The sequence below is a fragment of the Marinicrinis lubricantis genome (assembly GCF_042658665.1).
Lineage (GTDB): Bacteria > Bacillota > Bacilli > Paenibacillales > KCTC-33676 > Marinicrinis > Marinicrinis lubricantis.
Genome location: NZ_JBHSQV010000152.1, coordinates 1 through 19,414 on the forward strand (window position 1 = coordinate 1; position 19,414 = coordinate 19,414).

The 19,414-nt window shown below is 48.4% G+C and carries 16 protein-coding genes; 14 read left to right on the forward strand and 2 right to left on the reverse strand.

Features of this window, described 5'->3' with window-relative positions:
- The first annotated feature begins 327 nt into the window (after positions 1-327).
- The 7 genes from ACFPXP_RS11930 (at position 328) to cntE (ending at position 7,448) form a co-directional block, all read left to right on the forward strand.
- Complete coding sequence (locus ACFPXP_RS11930; protein WP_379894448.1) at positions 328-957, forward strand: NUDIX hydrolase; 630 nt, start codon at positions 328-330, stop codon at positions 955-957.
- Positions 958-1,169: 212 nt separating this feature from the next.
- The gene (gene cntA / locus ACFPXP_RS11935; RefSeq protein WP_379894449.1) at positions 1,170-2,789 is read left to right on the forward strand and encodes a staphylopine-dependent metal ABC transporter substrate-binding lipoprotein; all 1,620 of its coding nucleotides are present in this window, start codon (positions 1,170-1,172) and stop codon (positions 2,787-2,789) included.
- 15 nt (positions 2,790-2,804) lie between these two features.
- Positions 2,805-3,737: a nickel/cobalt ABC transporter permease gene (gene opp1B / locus ACFPXP_RS11940; protein ID WP_379894450.1), complete on the forward strand. Its 933-nt coding sequence runs from the start codon at positions 2,805-2,807 to the stop codon at positions 3,735-3,737.
- Positions 3,738-4,634: a staphylopine uptake ABC transporter permease subunit CntC gene (gene cntC / locus ACFPXP_RS11945; RefSeq protein WP_379894451.1), complete on the forward strand. Its 897-nt coding sequence runs from the start codon at positions 3,738-3,740 to the stop codon at positions 4,632-4,634.
- A gap of 3 nt (positions 4,635-4,637) precedes the next feature.
- Positions 4,638-5,468 carry a staphylopine uptake ABC transporter ATP-binding protein CntD gene (cntD, locus tag ACFPXP_RS11950; RefSeq protein ID WP_379894453.1) on the forward strand — a complete coding sequence of 277 codons (831 nt, stop codon included), beginning with the start codon at positions 4,638-4,640 and terminating at the stop codon, positions 5,466-5,468.
- On the forward strand, positions 5,446-6,192 hold the full coding sequence (locus ACFPXP_RS11955; protein ID WP_379894455.1) for an ABC transporter ATP-binding protein: 747 nt from the start codon (positions 5,446-5,448) through the stop codon (positions 6,190-6,192). Before cntD ends, ACFPXP_RS11955 begins: the two co-directional genes overlap by 23 nt.
- A gap of 29 nt (positions 6,193-6,221) precedes the next feature.
- A complete protein-coding gene (gene cntE, locus ACFPXP_RS11960) occupies positions 6,222-7,448 on the forward strand; it encodes a staphylopine family metallophore export MFS transporter CntE (RefSeq protein ID WP_379894456.1) in 1,227 nt (408 codons plus the stop codon).
- 118 nt (positions 7,449-7,566) lie between these two features.
- On the opposite strand, the gene ACFPXP_RS11965 is transcribed toward cntE, so the two are convergent.
- Both ACFPXP_RS11965 and ACFPXP_RS11970 read right to left on the reverse strand, forming a co-directional pair.
- Positions 7,567-8,070, reverse strand: coding sequence for a VOC family protein (locus tag ACFPXP_RS11965; protein WP_379894457.1), 504 nt, complete (start codon positions 8,068-8,070; stop codon positions 7,567-7,569).
- On the reverse strand, positions 8,067-9,449 hold the full coding sequence (locus tag ACFPXP_RS11970) for a helix-turn-helix domain-containing protein (RefSeq protein ID WP_379894458.1): 1,383 nt from the start codon (positions 9,447-9,449) through the stop codon (positions 8,067-8,069). Before ACFPXP_RS11970 ends, ACFPXP_RS11965 begins: the two co-directional genes overlap by 4 nt.
- A gap of 517 nt (positions 9,450-9,966) precedes the next feature.
- Between ACFPXP_RS11970 and ACFPXP_RS11975 the strand changes: the two genes are divergently transcribed.
- The 7 genes from ACFPXP_RS11975 (at position 9,967) to ACFPXP_RS12005 (ending at position 19,133) form a co-directional block, all read left to right on the forward strand.
- On the forward strand, positions 9,967-10,941 hold the full coding sequence (locus ACFPXP_RS11975) for a sugar ABC transporter substrate-binding protein (RefSeq protein ID WP_379894459.1): 975 nt from the start codon (positions 9,967-9,969) through the stop codon (positions 10,939-10,941).
- Positions 10,934-12,400, forward strand: coding sequence for a sensor histidine kinase (locus ACFPXP_RS11980; protein WP_379894460.1), 1,467 nt, complete (start codon positions 10,934-10,936; stop codon positions 12,398-12,400). Before ACFPXP_RS11975 ends, ACFPXP_RS11980 begins: the two co-directional genes overlap by 8 nt.
- Entirely contained in the window at positions 12,375-13,919 is a 1,545-nt protein-coding gene (locus ACFPXP_RS11985; protein ID WP_379894461.1) for a response regulator, read from the forward strand. The genes ACFPXP_RS11980 and ACFPXP_RS11985 overlap by 26 nt, the downstream gene beginning before the upstream one ends.
- 27 nt (positions 13,920-13,946) lie before the next feature.
- Positions 13,947-15,047, forward strand: coding sequence for a sugar ABC transporter substrate-binding protein (locus tag ACFPXP_RS11990; protein ID WP_379894463.1), 1,101 nt, complete (start codon positions 13,947-13,949; stop codon positions 15,045-15,047).
- A 176-nt stretch (positions 15,048-15,223) separates the two neighbouring features.
- Positions 15,224-16,327, forward strand: a complete 1,104-nt coding sequence (locus ACFPXP_RS11995) for a sugar ABC transporter substrate-binding protein (RefSeq protein ID WP_379894464.1) — start codon at positions 15,224-15,226, stop codon at positions 16,325-16,327.
- Between the two features lie 94 nt (positions 16,328-16,421).
- A complete protein-coding gene (locus ACFPXP_RS12000; RefSeq protein ID WP_379894476.1) occupies positions 16,422-17,942 on the forward strand; it encodes an ATP-binding cassette domain-containing protein in 1,521 nt (506 codons plus the stop codon).
- A gap of 15 nt (positions 17,943-17,957) precedes the next feature.
- Positions 17,958-19,133 (forward strand): sugar ABC transporter permease, encoded by a 1,176-nt coding sequence (locus ACFPXP_RS12005; protein WP_379894465.1) that lies wholly within the window; start codon positions 17,958-17,960, stop codon positions 19,131-19,133.
- Positions 19,134-19,414 lie beyond the last annotated feature (281 nt).

Sequence of the window (19,414 nt, forward strand, 5' to 3'; positions counted from 1 at the left end):
CGCCTACGCTCTTACAGAAAATCGAGGTTCAGAGAACATTCTCCACTACTATCTCTTAAGCTGTCAAAGTTGAAATAATGAGAATGAGTGCGGAAACAGGAGAAAAAAATACTTTTTAGTAGGAGGATGATCAAGAGGTTATATTAAATCATGAACATAGTGATTATGAATGGTTGACATTTCATGAAGCGATAGAGAAGGTTACTTTGCCGGGCAATGATGACGTCCTTGCATTCATCGAGAAACATTTTGTCCAAAAGATTCCGATGTCGTCGCTTCGAGTAGGAACATAGACGACGACTTAAGAGTAGAAGGGACTTGTTATTTGTGGAAAACGAAATGTTGAAGATCTTCGATGATCAGCGAAATCCAATCGGTACCGCGACCCGTGAAGAAGTACATCGTTTAGGTTATTGGCATGAAGTGTTTCATTGCTGGTTTGTGAGTAGAGAAGGAGGAAAGACATATATCTATCTTCAGCTTCGCAGTAAGTTGAAGAAGGATTATCCTAATCTGCTGGATATCACCGCTGCCGGCCATCTCCTCGCGCACGAAACGATTTCTGATGGCGTGAGGGAGATCGAAGAAGAGCTGGGAATCGACGTGTCCATAGAAGATTTAATCCCGCTGGGAATCATCGAGTATTGTGTGACGAGACCAGGCTTTATCGATAAGGAACTCGCCCATGTTTATTTATACGAAGGTGAGCATTTCCTGGATGACGCACGGCTCCAAAGGGAAGAAGTAACGGGATTGGTACGAACGGAGTTTGATTCATTCTGTAAGATGTGGCATGGGGAAATCGAAGAAATTAAAGCAGAAGGATTCGTCATGAAGGATGACCAGAAAGTTTGGGTAGAACGAATGGTAGGCAAAAATCATTTCGTCCCTCACGAAATAGCTTATTACGAGAACGTGATACAATGGATGATGAAAAATAAAATGGCTAGGGCATGAACTCGGTATTTTACCAGTCCATGCCTTTTCTTTTGAATAAGCCCTTTGGGGCTTCTTTTATATCTAAGTTCATTCGATCTATGTTGCAGAAAAGGATATTTATCTATACCTCCTCAAAAACTTCTTGACTAAACCTAAAATATCAAATATTGTTAAATCGTAATTATTACGAATAGTCACAAGCTTTACACACAAACAAAGGAGGACCTGCAATGAAACGAAAACCGGTGAAGTTATTGGCCTGCATTCTGTTATGCGCAGCAGCATTAGCGGCTTGCTCCAGCGAGAACAAAGAAGGAACCGCAGCCAATACGGATGTGGAGAGCCAGAATAAAGAACTCATCTATGCAACAGCCAAAGATATCAACGATATGAATCCCCATTTGTATACGGGCTCGATGCCGGCACAAGGAATGGTGTACGAATCATTAGTGGAAAACACGAAAGAAGGCATTCAGCCGCTCCTAGCTGAATCATGGGAAATCTCGGAGGATGGGAAGGTGTATACCTTTCACTTGCGAAAGGATGTCACCTTCCATGACGGGGAACCGTTCAACGCCGAAGCGGTGAAGCTCAATATCGATGCGGTACAGCACAATGCGGAAAAGCACGCTTGGATTAAGCTGTCTACCAAGATCGTCAGCTGCGATGTGATCGATGAGCATACGGTACGGCTTGTGCTGTCCGAATCGTATTACCCTGCGCTGGTTGAGCTATCCATGACAAGACCCTATGTGTTTATATCGCCGAAAGATTTTAAAGATGGCGGCACGAAGGATGGTGTCAATGGATACAGCGGAACAGGGCCTTATAAGTTAACCGAGCACAAAACCGATGAATATGCCGTATTTGAAGCGAACGATCATTATTGGGGCGGTGTTCCTGCTATCAAGAAAATTACGGCCAAGGTGCTGCCGGCAGGGGAGACGACTTATCTGGCTTTACTCAAGGGAGAAGTGAACTTCGTCTTCACCGATGACCGAGGCACAGACAGCTTGGATGTGGAAGCGATGCAGCAATTGGTGGATACCGGCGATTATCAGATCGTTCGAAGTGAACCGATGAATACGAAGATGATCGTGGCCAACAGCAGCAAATCAGGCAGCCCTATTCGTGAAACCGCGGTTCGGGAAACGATCTGGCATGCGATCGATCGGGAAACCATTGCGAAGCATATATTAAGCGGTACGGAGGCAGAAGCCTATACCTTGTTCTCTTCCAACGTGAATTATGCCCAAGTCGAGCTGAAGAAACGAGGCTATGATTTCGATAAAGCGAAAGCCATTTTAGAAGAAGCGGGCTGGACTTTGGAAAGCGGCGCGGAAGTCAGGACGAAGGACGGCAGCAAGCTGGCCCTTAAGCTATATTACGATGTTCAATCTTCATCTCAAAAAACGCAAGCCGAATTTATTCAGAATGCTTTGAAAAAGTTAGGTATTCAGCTGGAAATTATGGGCGAGGAATCGAATTCCATTGCGAACCGGAGGGCAACCGGCGATTACGAATTATTATTCAACCAAACGTGGGGATTAGCATACGACCCGCAGAGCACGATCGCCGCGTTTACGTCGGAGGCTTCTTATTTACATACGACGAGGGGGATTGCGAGAGCCGATGAGCTGTATCAAAAAATTAATGACGTTATGGTGTCTACCGATGAAGGGAAGCGGAAGTCGCTGTACGCGGATATTTTAAACATCGTCCATGATGAGGCCGTCTTTATACCGATCTCCAATGGCAGTGTGACGGTGGTCGCTCCTCACGATCTGAAAGGCATTTCGTTTAAGCAAACGCAGTTCGAGCTGCCCTTTGAGCGCATGTATTTTGAATAGAAAAGGGGACTTTGTGTGGGAAGCTATATGTTGAAAAGACTTCTTTTATCGATTCCTCTCCTTTTGGCCATATCGTTGATTACGTTCGCCTTTATTCATATTTCCCCTTTAGACCCGGCTGAAGTGGTGCTGCAGGCGCAAGGCGTTCCTCAGATCACGGATGAGTTGATTACGCAAACGAGAGCGGAGCTAGGCTTGGATCAGCCCTTTCTCATCCGTTATTTCGACTGGCTCGTCGCGTGCTTGCAATTGGATTTCGGAAATTCCTATGTGACAGGCAAACCGGTATGGTCGCTTGTCGGTCCGGCTTTACTAAATACGCTCAAGCTAACGCTTGTATCTTCGGTCGTCATTATTGCTATGTCGATCCTGCTGGGAGTCATCTGCGCGATGCGGGAAGGCAAAATGTTGGATAAGTCTGTAAGGGGCATTGCATTTTTCCTAACGGCGATGCCCCCCTACTGGCTCGCTTCCATACTCATATGGTATTTTTCCGTAAATCTGGACGTACTGCCCACGAGCGGGATGGATTCGGCAAGCAGCTATGTTCTTCCTGTCATCGCCATCGCGGTCAGTTATGCGGGTATTTATTTTCGAATGGTCCGAAGCTCGATGCTGAGTAACTTAAATGAAGATTATGTGCTGTATGGCAGGGCGTGCGGTTTGTCCGAGCGGAAGATTACGATACATATTTTAAGAAATTCGCTGCAGGTGGCTGTGTCGGTGTTTTGTATGGCGATCCCAATCATATTAGGCGGGACGGTCGTCATCGAAAATGTGTTTGCGTGGCCCGGATTAGGCAGCTTAAGTGTAAGATCCATATTAAGCCGGGACTTTCCCATGATCCAAGCCTATGTGCTGATCGTTGCCGTTGCTTTCGTAGGTTTTAATACGATATCAGATATGATCAATGCTGCCTTGAATCCTAAGTTAAGGAAGGCTGTGTAAATGAACATATTAAAAAATATATTCAAAGACAAAATAGCTGCAGCTTCGCTGCTTATGATTGCTGCGGTCGTAGTGGTTGGAATTTTGGCGCCTCTATTTGCCCCGCATGACCCGGAGGAAGTCAACATGGAGCTTCGCTACGCAGGCTCCACATGGGAATACTGGCTTGGAAACGATCACTTGGGAAGATGTATTTTATCTCGAATGATTTATGGCATTCAGCCTAGTGTGTTATGGGTTTTGGCTGCATTAGCCGTATCTGTTGCAGTAGGGGCTATATTAGGCTTAGTTGCAGGCTATTTTAGAGGGAAAGTCGATGCCTTCATTATGAGAATTTGCGATATGATGCTCTCATTTCCGGAATATGTTATGACTCTAGCGTTGATTGGCGTTTTTGGCGTCGGTCTAACGAACATATTGATCGCGTTTATATTCATGAAATGGGCATGGTTTGCAAGGGTAATCCGAACGTCTGTCATGCAGTATGCGGAACAGGATTATGTCAAATTTGCTAGAGCCGTGGGCACCCCGTATTGGACCATTATATGCAGACACATTGTTCCGGTGACATTATCCGATATCGCCGTCATATCCAGCAGCGCGATGGGATCGATGGTTTTGCAGATCACAGGGTTTTCCTTTCTAGGCTTAGGGGTTCAAGCACCTACAGCAGAGTGGGGGATGATGCTCAATGAGGCGAGGGAAGTGATGTTTTCCAGACCGGAGCTGATGCTGGCGCCGGGACTTGCCATCATTGTGGTCGTTTCGGCCTTTCAATTTTTATCCGATGCGCTTCAAGTCGCCTTAGATCCTAAGCTGTTCACCTCAAGGCCTAAGCTTCGAGGCGAGTTTACCGCACCCCAGATGACGCTTCAGGAGAAAGAGGTGGCCAGATAAACGATGAATATACTCGAGGTTGAACAGTTGAAAGTTTGGGACAAGAACACAGGAAAGGTGATCCTTCATGGCAGCTCGTTCGATGTCAAGGAAGGCAGCTGTCTAGCCATCGTGGGCGAAAGCGGCAGCGGAAAGTCGATGACATGCAGAGCGATCATGAGACTGAACAAGGCTTGGATAGGCCAAACCGGAGTGATCCGATTTCGCGGAGAGGATTTGAATCAGCTCTCCGAAAAGGAAATGCGCAGGAAGCGGGGCAGACAGCTGTGCATGATTTTGCAGAATGGGATGCGAGCCTTTGATCCGTCCTGTGTGGTCGGCGTTCATTTCAAGGAGACGCTAGCTCAGCATTACGGCTGGAGCCGCGCGGAAATCGTCAGCAAAATGAAACAGGCCATGGAAAGCGTTCGATTGAAGAATCCGATTGAAATCATGAATAAATATCCGCACCAGCTCTCCGGAGGCATGCTCCAGCGGTTGATGATTGCGCTGGCCTTCGTGCTAGAGCCTGATATCCTGATCGCGGATGAACCGACGACCGCTCTAGATACGCTGTCGCAATACGAAGTCGTAGAACAATTGATGGAGCTGCGGGAACGAATGGGCTGCTCCATGATCTTTATTTCCCACGATTTAGGTGTGGTGAAAAAGCTTGCCGATGAGGTGCTGGTGATGAAGGACGGGGTGGTGGTCGAAAAAGGAGAGACCGAGACCATTTTTACAGCGGCACAGCATGAATATACGAAATATTTAGTATCGACGAAGCGCAAGATGAGCCGTCATTTTGAACAAATCATGGAGGGCGTTGCAGTTGCTGAAGGTGAGTGGAGTTGAAAAAGCATATCCACACGGAGGGCTGTTTTCAGGCAAGAGGCAGCACGTTCTGCATGGGGTCAGCTTTGAATGCATGAAGGGCGAATGTCTCGGCATTATCGGGGAAAGCGGCAGCGGAAAGTCCACCTTAGGCCGCATCATTTTAGGCATCGAAAAGCCGGACCGGGGCAGCGTCCTCTTGGATGGAAAGCATGTGACGGATAAAAGGGCCAGAGCAGGCAAGCTGAGTGCTGTGTTTCAAGATTATACTTCCTCCATCAATCCATTCTTTACAGTGGAAGAGGCCATTATGGAGCCGCTCAAAATGCTTAAAGAGCCTCGCCAGGAACAATCGGAGAAGGTCGACCGGCTTTTGCATCAAGTAGGGTTGAATCCGTCCTACCGCAAAAAATACCCGCATGAATTATCCGGAGGAGAGGCGCAGCGAGTCTGTATTGCAAGAGCGATTTCAACGGAGCCGCAATGTATTGTGCTCGATGAAGCGATCAGTTCCTTAGACGTCTCCGTGCAAATTCAAGTGTTGGACCTGCTGATTGAATTAAAAAGCTTGTATCAGATGAGCTATATCTTTATAACACACGATATCCAAGCAGCCACGTATATTTGTGATCGCATCATCATTTTTCGAAACGGCCAAATCGAAGAGATGGTCCCTGCAAAGCAATTAAGGGATGTTCAGTCTGCCTATGCGAGAACATTGCTGCAAAAGCTCATTTCTTTGTAGCGGCTGGATCGGGCAAGGAGGAGGAGAGCATGGGAAGCGGTGCATTATCGTGGCCTTTTCTGCGATTGTATATATTGACGCTGTTCTATTTTAGTGCGAATGCCATATTGAATGTCATGATTCCGCTGCGCGGCGAAGCGTTAGGAGCTGCGAATACGACGGTTGGGCTGATCATGGGCGCATACATGTTGACCACGATGTTTTTTAGGCCATGGGCAGGGCAGCTGATTGGCAAGCATGGGCCAATTAAGGTACTGCGTATCATTTTAATTCTGAATGGATTAGCCCTGCTGCTATATCCGTTTACCGGGCTGGGAGGATATTTCGTTGCCCGCATACTGCAAGGCGTGTCCACCGCATTTTTCTCGATGGCCCTTCAGATCGGCATTATCGATGCGCTCCCGGAGAAGGATCGTTCCCAGGGGATTTCACTGTATTCTTTGTTCTCGTATATGCCTGGGATCGTTGGACCTATGTTGGCGTTAGGCATGTGGGAAGCGGGCGGGATGGACTATTTTACTTGGACGATGATCGCGATAGCGATGACTACAGGGCTCGTGGGATTTAGTGTACGGATGGACCAACAGCAGCAGGAGAAAAGCGCCGAGAAGGATGCGGAGCAGACGGCGGGCACGTTCCAATCACTTAGCCAGCTCGTGAAAAACCCCTTTTTGTTCCAATGCAGCGTCCTCATGTTAACCGCATCTACCGTTTTCGGTGCGGTGACCGCCTTTATACCGCTCTATGCGAAGGAGCTGGACAGCGGGCATGCTGGCATCTATCTCATGCTGCAGGCGGCTACGGTTGTGTTGGCCCGGTTTACGCTGCGAACGAAAATTCCGTCCGACGGTAAATGGCACACCTCATATATGATGGGGATGATGCTCGTCTTAGCTGCGGCTGCGTTATGTGTAAGCTTGTCGCTGCAAGGCGGAGCGATTCTTTTCTATGCAGGCGCCATCTTGATGGGGACGGCTCAGGCCCTGATCTATCCTACGCTGACAACGTATTTGACCTTTGTTCTGCCGCTATCGAGCCGCAATGTGCTGATCGGATTATTTATCGCGACGGCGGATTTAGGCGTTTCGCTGGGCGGTGTGCTGATGGGACCTGTAGCGGATCTGTTTTCATATTCAATGATGTATATGGTATGTGCCTTGTTAGGTGTGGCGATGATCTTCTTTTCCTTTGAACGGCGATCTCACGCAGCGAAAGGTACGCAGGGGGAATCGATTCAGAAAATGGAAAGCAGGTAAGCAGAGGTTACCTATATTTAAAATTATGTGGAATGATAATAGAACGACCTCAAGGATGAAGCAGCGTTATCATGGAGGTCGTTCAGCTTTGCATGTGAATGGAGCTCTAGCCTAAAGCTTATTCACGGCAAATCATAAGCTTGTTGCCGTCGGGATCTTGCACGACGAACCAATGATCATGCTCAATCTCAGTGACGAGCTCCGCTCCGATTTGCTTCATATATTCGAGGGAAGCTTGCAGATCATCCGTAACGAACATAAAGGCAGGAGTATCGATGGAAGGGGCCCCGCCTGGCTGATCGCCTCCCCACATCGGCATCGTATCCAAAATCACTCCGGTTCCCTCCATAGGCAATGGACATAGATGTCCATTCATAATTTGACAATCCGTCTCATTCAATCCAAGCACCCGGCAGTACCAGCTGCGGGACTTTTCAATATCCCGCACGGGGATGAAAATGCTGCCCACCTTATTTTTGATCGGACTCGCTTGTGCACTGCTTTTCTCCGATTCATTTTGCATATTCATCGTTTTCCCTCCATAAATCATTTTTAGTGTTTTCGGAATGACATACGGTCTGTATCCTTCCGGCGACGGTTTGCCTGCGGGCATTTCACTCATGACCTCTCCTCCTTTGACGCGTTTCTTAAAACGATAGGCACGCAGCAGCTCACTCTCACGAATCTTTCAAGATCCGTACCGGCCCAGTTCTGGCTGCTTTCATGGGGTATATAATGTGCATACCATGATCGTTCATCATCGGCCTTGTATTCATCCGATGCGCCGAGCCAACGATAAATTTGCTCAAGGACACCGGTCATAGAACCGTAAGCTCTTGTTGTTAAACAAGCGTAAAGACCGCCTTCCATCATTGACACGAGGGCTTCTTCTTCTTGGGAAGGGGGATATCCCTCAGGTACGGTGATGCAGATCTCATATGTGCTGCTTTTATCGGACGAATGCCCATAGCTGCAATGCATGAATACTTGAAGGCGTTGATCCCCAACGAAGCCGTTACGTGTTAACCATTGCGCAGCGGCCTCATCTGCTATCACCTCGCTGCGTTCACCTTCTGCTCGAAATGACATCACCTTCAGAGGTGCACGGTCGAGCAATGTAATGCCTTCCTTCTCGTGAGATTGCTGAACTGGAAGATACAATTTCAATCGTGCCACACGTCCGCTGTATTGTTGGTATTCTTCTAAGAATCCGCGTTCTCCAAGCTCAAAGATGCTTCGAGGCAGCCATTCTGACAGCAGACGATTCCACGCTTTTACGATCGCCTTATCCGTGTCAAAAGGTGTCCACGTCACCGCATAGGTACCGCCGGGCAGAGTAATGGGGCGTAATTCCGAATGGTCTATGGTGAAATCGAATGGCTCCTGGGCGACTGCAGCCAATTGGTACCCGAACAATGACTGATTCTCTTCTTTATCGACATTCCAGCCAAACAGCCTCATTTTGCGGATGTCGATCTGACTTTCGTGCAGAAGGGTTTGAAAAGCACGGAGCGCCTGTTCTTCAATACCTTCCTCCTGAGCGGAAATATGGACATAGCTGACTCCCATTTGCGGTGCAAGACGGATGACTTTCACATCCGGGTAACGTTCGGAAATCTCTCTTTCTTCTAGATAAGTCTCGCGTTCGGACAAATTCATTCGCTCAAAATAGTAAATGATCTCGGTTTGTCTATACAGTCCTGGAGTCAGACCGGTGGTTCGCTTGAACGTCTTGATAAACGTCTGATACGTCTCGAAGCCGCACTGAAATCCAATCTCTTTGGACGAGAGGCCGGTATGACGAAGAAGGCAAGCTGCCTCACTAATTCTTCGTTTGCGTATGTATTCTTTGATAGGGTGACCGGTCATCGCATAAAAGATTCGGTACAGATTCGGCACCGACATGGCAGCCGCTTGGGCGATCTGATCCAAGGATAACTGCTCGTCAAGGCGATCCTCTATGAAATCAATGACACGCTGGATGATCTCAACCGTACTCATTCACCTCCTCCTAACTAAAAATTGATGTCACCGCTTGCAGCGGGTCTATGTACTTATCTTAACGAATGTTAAGGGTGAAGGAGTGTCTATTTTTATCAAAAATCATTGGCAGTCGTATCTTTGAATAAAAGAACGGTTGTCCTTAAAATGAAGCGTACATCGTATGGGATCGATTAGCAATTGTTTCTTTTGATATTTAGATGAACTAGGTTTAGTTTATTGGAAAATGGGGGAATCGAAGTGTATACTTTTCTATTTACTTATTTTCATTCATTTTATAGACTATTAGAACTAGATCGTGCTTCTTTTTTCATTTGGTAAGGGATTCGTTGTTATTACCATTGGCGTCATTTCAAAAGTGGCTAAATGAAGTTTTTGTTAGCGCTTACCCGGGAATGCATGCAGAATAATATGTCCCTCCGTGAAATAAACTTCGTATATTGATGGAGAAATCGCGTATCTCTCATTGTGAGAGAGGTTTGAAAAAAATGTAATTCGGAAGAAGGGGCCATGTCTTTTGCGAAAAATTATCATCTTTGGCACGATTGGCGTCATTCTTTGCTATTTTACCATCATATCGATAGGTAAGGCCTTTCGCTCTGACTGGCAATTGCCCTCGGCATCCGATGGGGATCAGGCACAGTATCGCCTTGTTCTCATTACCCAAGAGCTGGACACGCCTTTCTGGGAAAAGGTAGGCAAAGGGGCGCTTCAGCAGGCGGAGGCAGAAGGCGCCAACCTTAAAATCTGGGGGAGCTACGGGAATAACCAGGAAGACTTTCTTAGACAGGTAGAGATCGCGATCCAATCGAAGGTGGACGGGATTATCGTGCAAGGATTGGATACGGATATTTTCAAAGAACTGACGAAAATTAAAGCAGCCTTCTATGGCATTCCTGTCATTACTGTGGCGAATGACGTGCCGATGGAGGAAAGTCTCAGACGCACGTATGTCGGTTCTGATCAGGTGCTGGCGGGTGAAATGATTGCCAGACAGCTGCTGTCAGATATGGGAGAAGAGGGTACCGTCATTCTTATGGGCGATAGCCATCAGAAATACTACCAGGAGCAAAGAATAGACGGGATATATCAAGTGTTGAAGGATTACCCGAATGTTCAGGCGGTCTATGTGGACACGCCCACGACGCGGGAAGAGGTGTTCCAGGCGACTCGGGACTTGCTGAACCGGATGCCTGAAGCGGATGCATTTATCGCGGTGAATGCCAACATCGCGGGGGCGATGATTCAGGAGATTCGCAGCCGTTCTCAAGTGGCCCCCTATTATATTTATACTTTTGATGACGGTACCGAATCGATCACGCTTTACGAGCAGGGCGTGCTGGACGGAATGATCGAGCAGTCCCCTGAACAGATGGGAAGGATGAGTGTGGAGAAGATCGTGCGGTGGTTGCAGCGCGAGGAAGTTCCGCTGGATGCAGACGGCTACTTTACCGACATTCGAATGCTGAAGGCGATGGATGCTCATGAATAAGATTCAGAAGAAAATATGGCTGCTTGTTTCGGTCGTCATGTTCATTATGGCGGCGATCTGGATCGCTCTCACCTTTTATAACCAAAAGACGCAAAGCCAATATAACGAAATTCTGCAGCGATATTTGCGGCTGAATGAAGTGACGAGAGTGAGCCAGCAGATGGTGACGTATCTTAATAATTATTTGCTCACCCCAACCGAATCGAACTTTAAGCAGCTGGAGGACCATAAGAATCGCATACAGGCTGCGAAGAGCGAGGTCGTAGATTTAAGAAACGCGGAGAATGACTTTGATATTACGAATTATATGCATTTAATCGACAGCTTTATCGAGGCGACGGATCGATCGCTCCTTTTTCACTCGGAAGGTGACATCGAGGCGGCTACCAATGAATTTAACGAGGCCACGCGCATTTCGGGTTATATTTCGGAAATGACGATGACGCTGCTCGATATCGAGCTGAAGACGTATGACCGCTTTTATCGGGGCATTATCGAGCAATCGGCTGAACTGAAGGAGTTAGGGATATGGCTGCTTCTGCTGATCACCTATCTGCTTCTGCTGTTTACGTATGGTTTCTCGCTCAGCATTACAAGACCGGTGCAGAAGCTTGCGAAGGCCGCCAATGAGCTGTCTAGGGGGAGATTCGATCAGGAGGTGGAGGTCCATTCCAACGATGAGATCGCCTTTCTCGCCAAAACGTTCAATCGGATGCGAATCAATATCAATAATTTAATTTCGGAGATACAACAGAAGGCCCAGCTTGAGAAAGAACTGCAGGACAACAAGCTTCTGCTGCAGGAAAGCCAGCTCCATAGTCTGCAGAGTCAAATTAACCCGCATTTCTTATTTAATACGCTGGACACACTATCGAAGAAAGCATATTTGGAGGGAGCGGAACAAACAAGCGATCTGCTGGTGAGCGTCGCAGGCCTGCTGCGTTACAACTTGAAGCGGCTGGACAAGTCCGTCACGCTGTACGATGAAGTCAGCGTGCTGAAACAGTATATGGACATTCAGAGGGCTCGGTTGACGGAACGATTAACGCTGCACATGGAAATTGACGAATCGTGTCTTTATGTACAGCTTCCGGGGCTGACGCTGCAGCCGATTATTGAGAATGCAGTCATTCATGCGGTAGAACCGATGGAGGACGGCGGCGTCATCTGGATTCGCGTGATGGATGGAGCTGATCGGGTGATCGTCGAGATTGAAGATGACGGCCCAGGGATGCCGGATGAGAAGATCCATCAGCTTCTGAGCGGCGAGCATGTCGAATCGGAAGGACATTCGACAGGCATCGGATTCAGCAATGTCGTGAAGCGGCTGCGCCTCTTCTATGGCGAGGAGGATGTGATCGATATCGAAAGTGTGGCAGGACGCGGGACGAAAGTATTGCTGAAAATACCTAAAGCAAGGAGGATCGAGAATTATGGTGAAGCTCCTGATCGTAGATGATGAGCAGATCGAACGAGAAGGATTGCAGGCGATCTTGCAAAGGGGGTATCCGGAGCTTGAAATCGCGCAGGCGAAGAACGGGAAAATCGCTGTACAGCTGGCAGATGAATGGAAGCCAGACTTGATTTTAATGGATATTAAGATGCCGGGCATGAACGGTCTGGAAGCCATAGAGATCATCATCGCAGCCAATCCCGGTATCAAATTTATCATGGTGACGGCTTATGATACGTTCGACTATGCGCGTCAAGCGATCAAGCTGGGCGTGAAAGATTACTTGCTGAAGCCAAGCAAAGCCAGCGAGATCGTAGCGACGGTGGGCAAGGTACTGGGGGAGATCGAAGAGGAGCGTCAATCGCAGGAATCGATGAAGCATCAGCAGGACGTGCTGAAAAAAGCGCTGCCTTTGGTTGAGACGGATGTGGTGACGCAGCTGCTGTTCGACCATGTGCATGAGGTGCATCTGGATGTCCTGATTGAGATGCTGGACAGACGGAAGACAGGCGAGTCTTTCGTGATGCTGGTTCTGCTGCCCTCCGGCTCGGAAAGCTTTTATACAGCGATTAAAGAGAGAGTCCGCCAAGTTGGCAGCGGATGGGTCGGTGCGCTGTATGGCCGTCAGCTGCCGATCGTCGTATTTCGAGATCCAGAGAAGTCCTTTCGCTTCCAAGCTACCGAGCTGGCCCTCGAGATCTTGGCCTTAACCCAATCGACAGCGGACTGGTTCATCGGTATCGGGAACGTGAGGGATGAGATGGATCGGATTAGACAGTCTTATCAGGAATCGCTCATTGCGACAATGGATACTTCGCTTCCTGTGAAATACCGATTTTACTCGGATGTCAAGGTGGTGGATAGCTTAGGCGATGGACACCAGGCGAAACAGCGGGAGAAAGAGCTGATCGAACAGATCCGGCTGGGACAATGGGAGCAAGTGCGTACAGATGTCATGGAGCTCATCGACCGTTTTGAGCAGGAGGACGTGAATCTGCTGCAAGCTCAGCAGCGCACGCTGGAGCTGCTCTGGATTGTCTCAAGAGTGCTTGGTGAGATGGGCATAGAGACGGGAACACCGATATATTCATTCCAATCTCAAGAATACAGGCAGCTGCGGACGGAGACGGAGCAGTGGCTGGAGCGCATGCGGCAATCGTATACAGAGCATTATAGTCAGGTAGGTCCGGATGCAATCTATCAGGTGAAGAGGTACATTATGGAACATTCCCATGAGGACATTTCTCTCGAAGCCATCGCGAGAAGGGTGAGCCTGAGCCCTTTCTATATCAGTAAGCTGTTCAAGGAACAGCTGGGGATCAACTACATTGATTTCTTGACCGAGTGCCGTATTGAGAAAGCGAAGAGGCTGATGAGCGATCCCAGCAAGAGTTTGAAAGAAATCACGTTTGAGGTCGGATATCACGATCCGAACTACTTCAGTAAAGTATTTAAGAAAATGTGCGCCGCCTCGCCGACGGAGTATCGGAAGATGCTCTTAGGTAACCATAGTGCAGGCGGTTGATCTTTCATCGTAAAGGAAGCGTTGCCAATGATCCGGTTATTTACTCAGATGAGGCTCATCTTCATTGCGATGGTCATGCTCTTGAGCCTTTCGGCCTGTGAGAACAGTGCCGGGAATATGCATACTGTTCCGGCGGAAGAGCAGAAGGCGGACGAATCGGCCGTGCCGGATTCCGATACGGATCAGGACAAGATCAAAATTGCCTTCGCGATGGATACATTGCTGGAGGAACGTTGGCCGAGAGACCGAGACCTGTTCAGGGAAGCAGTGGAAGCATTAGGTGCGGAAGTGGAGATCATGGCAGCCAGCGGCGATGACGCACTGCAGATAACCCAAATGGAGCGCATGATCAGCAGCGGCATCGATGTTCTTGTTGTTGTTCCGCACAACGCCGAAGCGACTGCAACGATCGTGAATATGGCTCATTCGGCCGGCATTAAAGTGATCGCTTATGATCGTCTGATCCGAAATGCGGAAATTGATCTTTATGTTTCTTTCGATAACGAGCGGGTAGGGGAACTGCAGGCGGAGGCGATGCAGAAACAGGTGCCCAGCGGCAGCTATGTGTACATCGGCGGCGCAGAGACTGATTATAATGCTCATCAATTTAAGCAAGGGGTCTTCAATGTACTCCAGCCGCTGATCGATCGAGGCGATATCCGAATCGTGTTTGACCAGTGGTCTCAGGACTGGACACCGGCCAGCGCAAGAGCGAATATGGAAGCTGCATTTCAGGCGAACGGCGATCAGATCGATGCGGTGATCTCCGCGAATGATGCGACGGCTGGCGGTGTCATCGAAGCGTTAGAAGCCCGCGGTCTCGCAGGTAAAATCCCTGTGGCGGGGCAAGACGCGGATTTGGCTGCTGTGCAGCGCATCGTCGAGGGGACACAGATGATGACGGTATACAAACCGATTCATTTACTCGCAGAAGAAGCGGCGGAGCTCGCGTTAAAGCTTGCGATGGGTGAGCCTGTCGTCGCAGATCAAAAAATTAACAACGGCAAGATCGAGGTTCCTTCCGTGCTGCTCACACCTATTGCCGTAGATCGGCACAACGTGATGGATACGATTATAGCTGACGGTTTTCATACGGAAGAAGAGGTATACAGAAATACGGAAAAGTAGTACTGCCTAAGTAACCACCAAGGTTTGCAGCTGTCTGCACCTTGGTGGTTTTATTTTGTTAAAAAAGTATAGATAGTCGCAAAAGAGTGCTAGTAAAAGCGGTTTCATAGGTGCTGGGACGGCTATAGAATGGACTTGTAAGACAAAAGAAACTAACAAAAAGGGGCGACGAACAAATGAAAGGTAAATTCAAAGTCATTTCTTTATTGATGATAGTCGCAATACTGACCATCCTTGCGGCAGGATGCAGCAGCGGCGGCGGTGAGGTGAACGTGGGTATCGTACTTCCGACGAAGGATGAGCCTCGTTGGGTCCAAGACGAGCAAAGGTTCAAGGAAGCGCTTGAGGGTACGGACTACACGGTTGAGATTTTGTTCAGCCAAGGCTCTCCTGCCAAAGAGAAGGAGAATGTTGAAACATTGATCAACAAAGGCATCGAGGTACTGATTATATGTCCTCAAGACGGCAATGCTGCCGCAGCTGCTGTGGAAGCAGCGAAGAAGGAAGGCATCACCGTCATTTCCTATGACCGATTGATCACCAATACGGATGCGGTCGATTACTATGTGACCTTCGACAGCCTTGCAGTAGGTGCGGCTCAAGCTCAATATTTGGTAGACAATGCACAAGGCACAGGCATTCCGCTGTATCTGTATGCTGGCGCAGCTTCCGACAACAATGCATTCTTGTTCTTCGAAGGGGCTTGGAAAGTGCTGCAGCCTAAAATCGCGGACGGCACATTCAAGATCGCAAACTCCAGTGAAGCAGAAGCTTTGAAAGGCAGCGCTGAGCTTTCCCGCGATCAGCTGAGTGCCATCATCGGTCAGGTCACAACGAACTGGGATCCAAATGAAGCGAAGAACAAAGCACAAACTCACCTCACTGCAGCTTCCGCTGATATGAAGGGCGATGTGGCTGTGCTGGCGCCGAATGACGGAACGGCTCGCTCGATCGCTGACGTATTTGCATCAGACAGCGCAGTAACCAGCTTCATCGTAACGGGTCAAGATGCGGAGAAGGCATCGATCCAATACATCATCGACGGCAACCAATCGATGACGGTGTTCAAGGATGTGCGTACACTTGTGAAGGACGCTATGGGTATGGCAGTTGCCATTCTCGATGGAGAAACGCCTGAAACTACAGGCTCTTACGATAATGGTGAAATGGATGTAGCAGCGAAGCAAACGGATGTTATCGTAGTCGATCAAGCGAATGTGAAGCAGGAACTGATCGATTCCGGTTACTACGAAGCCAGCGAATTTACTGGCTTGGAATAAGATCAGGACATAGGCACGGATACGAATAGCGATGGACATCCATCGCTATTCGGGGGTCCATGCATTCGTTGTTTAGGAAAGGAGGGCAATCATGATGAGCAGCTATATCCTAGAAATGCATCAAATCTCCAAAGAGTTTACTGGCGTGAAGGCGCTGAGCAATGTCAACTTCAAAGTGGAAAAAGGCGAAATTCACTGCCTGATCGGAGAGAACGGAGCCGGTAAGTCGACATTGATGAAAGTATTGAGCGGCGTTTATCCTTATGGGACTTATGAAGGCGACATCGTGTTTGAAGGAAAGACGCAGCAGTTCCATCGAATTAGCGACAGTGTGGGGGCAGGAATTGCCATCATTTATCAGGAGCTGGCTTTGTTCCCGGACTTGACGGTATACGAGAATATTTACGCCGGCAATGAAGTGAAACGAGGCGCTGTCATTGACTGGAACCAGACGATTATTCGGGCGAAGCAAATGCTGGAGAAGGTGAAGCTGGATGTGAATCCAGAGACGCTCGTGAAGGATCTGGGCGTAGGTAAACAGCAGTTGGTAGAGATCGCCAAAGCACTAAGCAAAAACGTAAAGCTGCTAATTCTTGACGAGCCTACGGCTGCACTCAATGAGGATGACAGCGAAAACCTGCTAAAACTGCTTTGCGAGCTGAAGGAACAAGGCATTACGTGCATTATGATCTCCCACAAATTGAAGGAAGTCATCTCGATTGCGGATAAAGCAACCGTGCTTCGCGATGGAAAAACCATCTGTACATTGGATGGATCCAAGGGAGAGATTACGGAAAGTGCCATCATCAAGCACATGGTTGGCCGAGAAATTGACGATATTTATCCGAAGCGAGATAACAAGAATTACGGGGAAAGAGTGCTGGAGATCCGCAATTGGTCCGCTTATGATGCGAATTTAGGACGGCATGTGGTGAAGAATGCGAATCTTCATGTGCGCAAAGGAGAAATTGTCGGGATTGCGGGCTTGATGGGCTCAGGCCGGACGGAACTTGCGATGAGCATCTTCGGCAACCCGAGGGGCTACAAGCTGCAGGGTGAACTGCTGATAGAAGGGACTCCGAAGTCCTTCGCTCACACCAGCGATGCGATCAAGGCAGGGATCTCTTATGTGACAGAGGATCGAAAAGGCAACGGATTATTCCTGCTCCAGGATATTAAGAGTAATATATCGGCCGCGAATTTACACGGCATCTCAAAAAATGGAGTCATCAACGACAATGAGGAAGTCAAGGTAGCTAACGATTATAAGCAATCGATGTACATTAAAGCGCCGTCCGTGGAGCAGCTCGTCGGCAACTTAAGCGGCGGTAATCAGCAAAAGGTTTCCCTAGGCAAGTGGCTTTTCGTCGGACCCAAGCTGTTAATCTTGGATGAGCCGACACGCGGTATCGACGTAGGAGCAAAATTTGAGATCTACACGATTATGAACCAGCTGATCAGCGAAGGAATGAGCATTATTATGATCTCTTCCGAGCTCGGTGAAGTGTTGGGTATGAGCGATCGCGTCTATGTCATGGCCGAAGGTGCGATCAAGGGCGAGTTGTCCATTGAAGAGGCCGATCAAGAGAAAATTATGCAACTGGCAACGCAGTAGAAAGGAGGCTCACCCATGAATTTATTCAAGGAAGCAAAAACATTAGTTAAAGAAAATATCCGTGATTATGGGATGTACATCGCGCTTGTTGTCATCATGATCACGTTCACGATTATGACGAACGGACTGTTCATGTCATCACGAAATATAAGCAATTTATTGGATTCAACAGGCTACATTGCGGTACTTGCTGTCGGGATGACCCTCGTTATCGTCATTCGGCACATTGACCTTTCGGTTGGTTATGCCGCGGGATTTCTCGGTGCGATCACGGCGATCCTGCTCACACAGGTGGGGTTATCGATGTGGATCACGATTCCGATCATTCTTCTGCTGGGTATCGTAGTTGGATTGTTCAGCGGCGTATTGGTGGCCAAGATTGGTATCCCTTCCTTCGTCGCCACGCTGGCGGGTATGTTAATCTTCCGCGGTGCGCTGCTGCAGGTAACGGAGAAGACGGGAACCATCATCATTAAGGACGACAACTTCAATGCCATCGGTAACGGTTTTATTCCGTCGATCGCTGAAGTGAACGGGCTGCATCTGCTTTCGCTGCTGCTCGGTCTGGTTTGCATTGTGTTGTACATTTATAGTGAACTGTCCACAAGAAAAAATAAGCTGAAGTATCAATTCGAGGTTATTTCACGCCCGATCTTCATCCTGAAGCTTGTCATGGTTTCCGCCATTATCGCTTATATTACTTGGATTTTAGCAGGCTATAACGGCTTCTCCTGGACGGTCATTATTATGCTTGCAGTGGTGGCGATCTATCATTTTCTGTCTACCAAGACGGTGCTCGGCAGACATATCTATGCCGTAGGAAGCAACCCGGAAGCCGCTCATCTAAGCGGAATCAACGTAAAGAAGATTACGTATATCGTATTCGGTTCCATGGGAATGCTTTCCGCGCTATCCGGTATCTTGTTTACCTCTCGTCTGCAGTCCGCTTCGACGACAGCCGGTACATTATTCGAGCTTGATGCCATCGCAGCTGCATATGTCGGAGGTGTATCCTCAGCAGGCGGCGTCGGTAAAGTAACAGGCGCGATTATCGGTGCGATTGTGATGGCGTCTCTCTCCAGCGGGATGAACCTGCTCGGTGTCGGGGTCTCTTATCAGTACATGATTCGCGGGGGCGTATTGGCTGCAGCGGTCATCTTTGATGTGATGACGCGCAGGAAGAGCCGGTAAATTTAGGCTGACCTTGAGCGAGCCTGCTCTTGAAGTAAGGGAGCTCTTCTCGAAACAAGTGAACCTGATACAGATGAAACGACTTTATTTTTAAGGGCTGCATTTGGGCAGCTAACAACCCGGTCTGATCAACAGGCCGGGTTTATTTATATATCGATTCCGTTCCACGGATTTAACCCCATACAGACTGGAAAATAGGGCCATGTACCGAATCATATAACGAACTATAATATATTAGGAAGGAAACGTGCTAAAATAGATCTGAAATCATGAACGGGAAG

Excerpts from the sequence above, each read along its gene's own strand:
- cntC (WP_379894451.1), top strand. The coding sequence starts at position 3,738 with ATGAACATATTAAAAAATATATTCAAAGACAAAATAGCTGCAGCTTCG.
- cntD (WP_379894453.1), top strand. The coding sequence starts at position 4,638 with ATGAATATACTCGAGGTTGAACAGTTGAAAGTTTGGGACAAGAACACA.
- cntA (WP_379894449.1), top strand. The coding sequence starts at position 1,170 with ATGAAACGAAAACCGGTGAAGTTATTGGCCTGCATTCTGTTATGCGCA.
- cntE (WP_379894456.1), top strand. The coding sequence starts at position 6,222 with ATGGGAAGCGGTGCATTATCGTGGCCTTTTCTGCGATTGTATATATTG.
- ACFPXP_RS11970 (WP_379894458.1), bottom strand. The coding sequence starts at position 9,449 with ATGAGTACGGTTGAGATCATCCAGCGTGTCATTGATTTCATAGAGGAT.
- ACFPXP_RS11965 (WP_379894457.1), bottom strand. The coding sequence starts at position 8,070 with ATGAGTGAAATGCCCGCAGGCAAACCGTCGCCGGAAGGATACAGACCG.
- ACFPXP_RS11990 (WP_379894463.1), top strand. The coding sequence starts at position 13,947 with ATGATCCGGTTATTTACTCAGATGAGGCTCATCTTCATTGCGATGGTC.
- ACFPXP_RS12005 (WP_379894465.1), top strand. The coding sequence starts at position 17,958 with ATGAATTTATTCAAGGAAGCAAAAACATTAGTTAAAGAAAATATCCGT.
- ACFPXP_RS11985 (WP_379894461.1), top strand. The coding sequence starts at position 12,375 with ATGGTGAAGCTCCTGATCGTAGATGATGAGCAGATCGAACGAGAAGGA.
- ACFPXP_RS12000 (WP_379894476.1), top strand. The coding sequence starts at position 16,422 with ATGAGCAGCTATATCCTAGAAATGCATCAAATCTCCAAAGAGTTTACT.
- ACFPXP_RS11980 (WP_379894460.1), top strand. The coding sequence starts at position 10,934 with ATGAATAAGATTCAGAAGAAAATATGGCTGCTTGTTTCGGTCGTCATG.
- ACFPXP_RS11995 (WP_379894464.1), top strand. The coding sequence starts at position 15,224 with ATGAAAGGTAAATTCAAAGTCATTTCTTTATTGATGATAGTCGCAATA.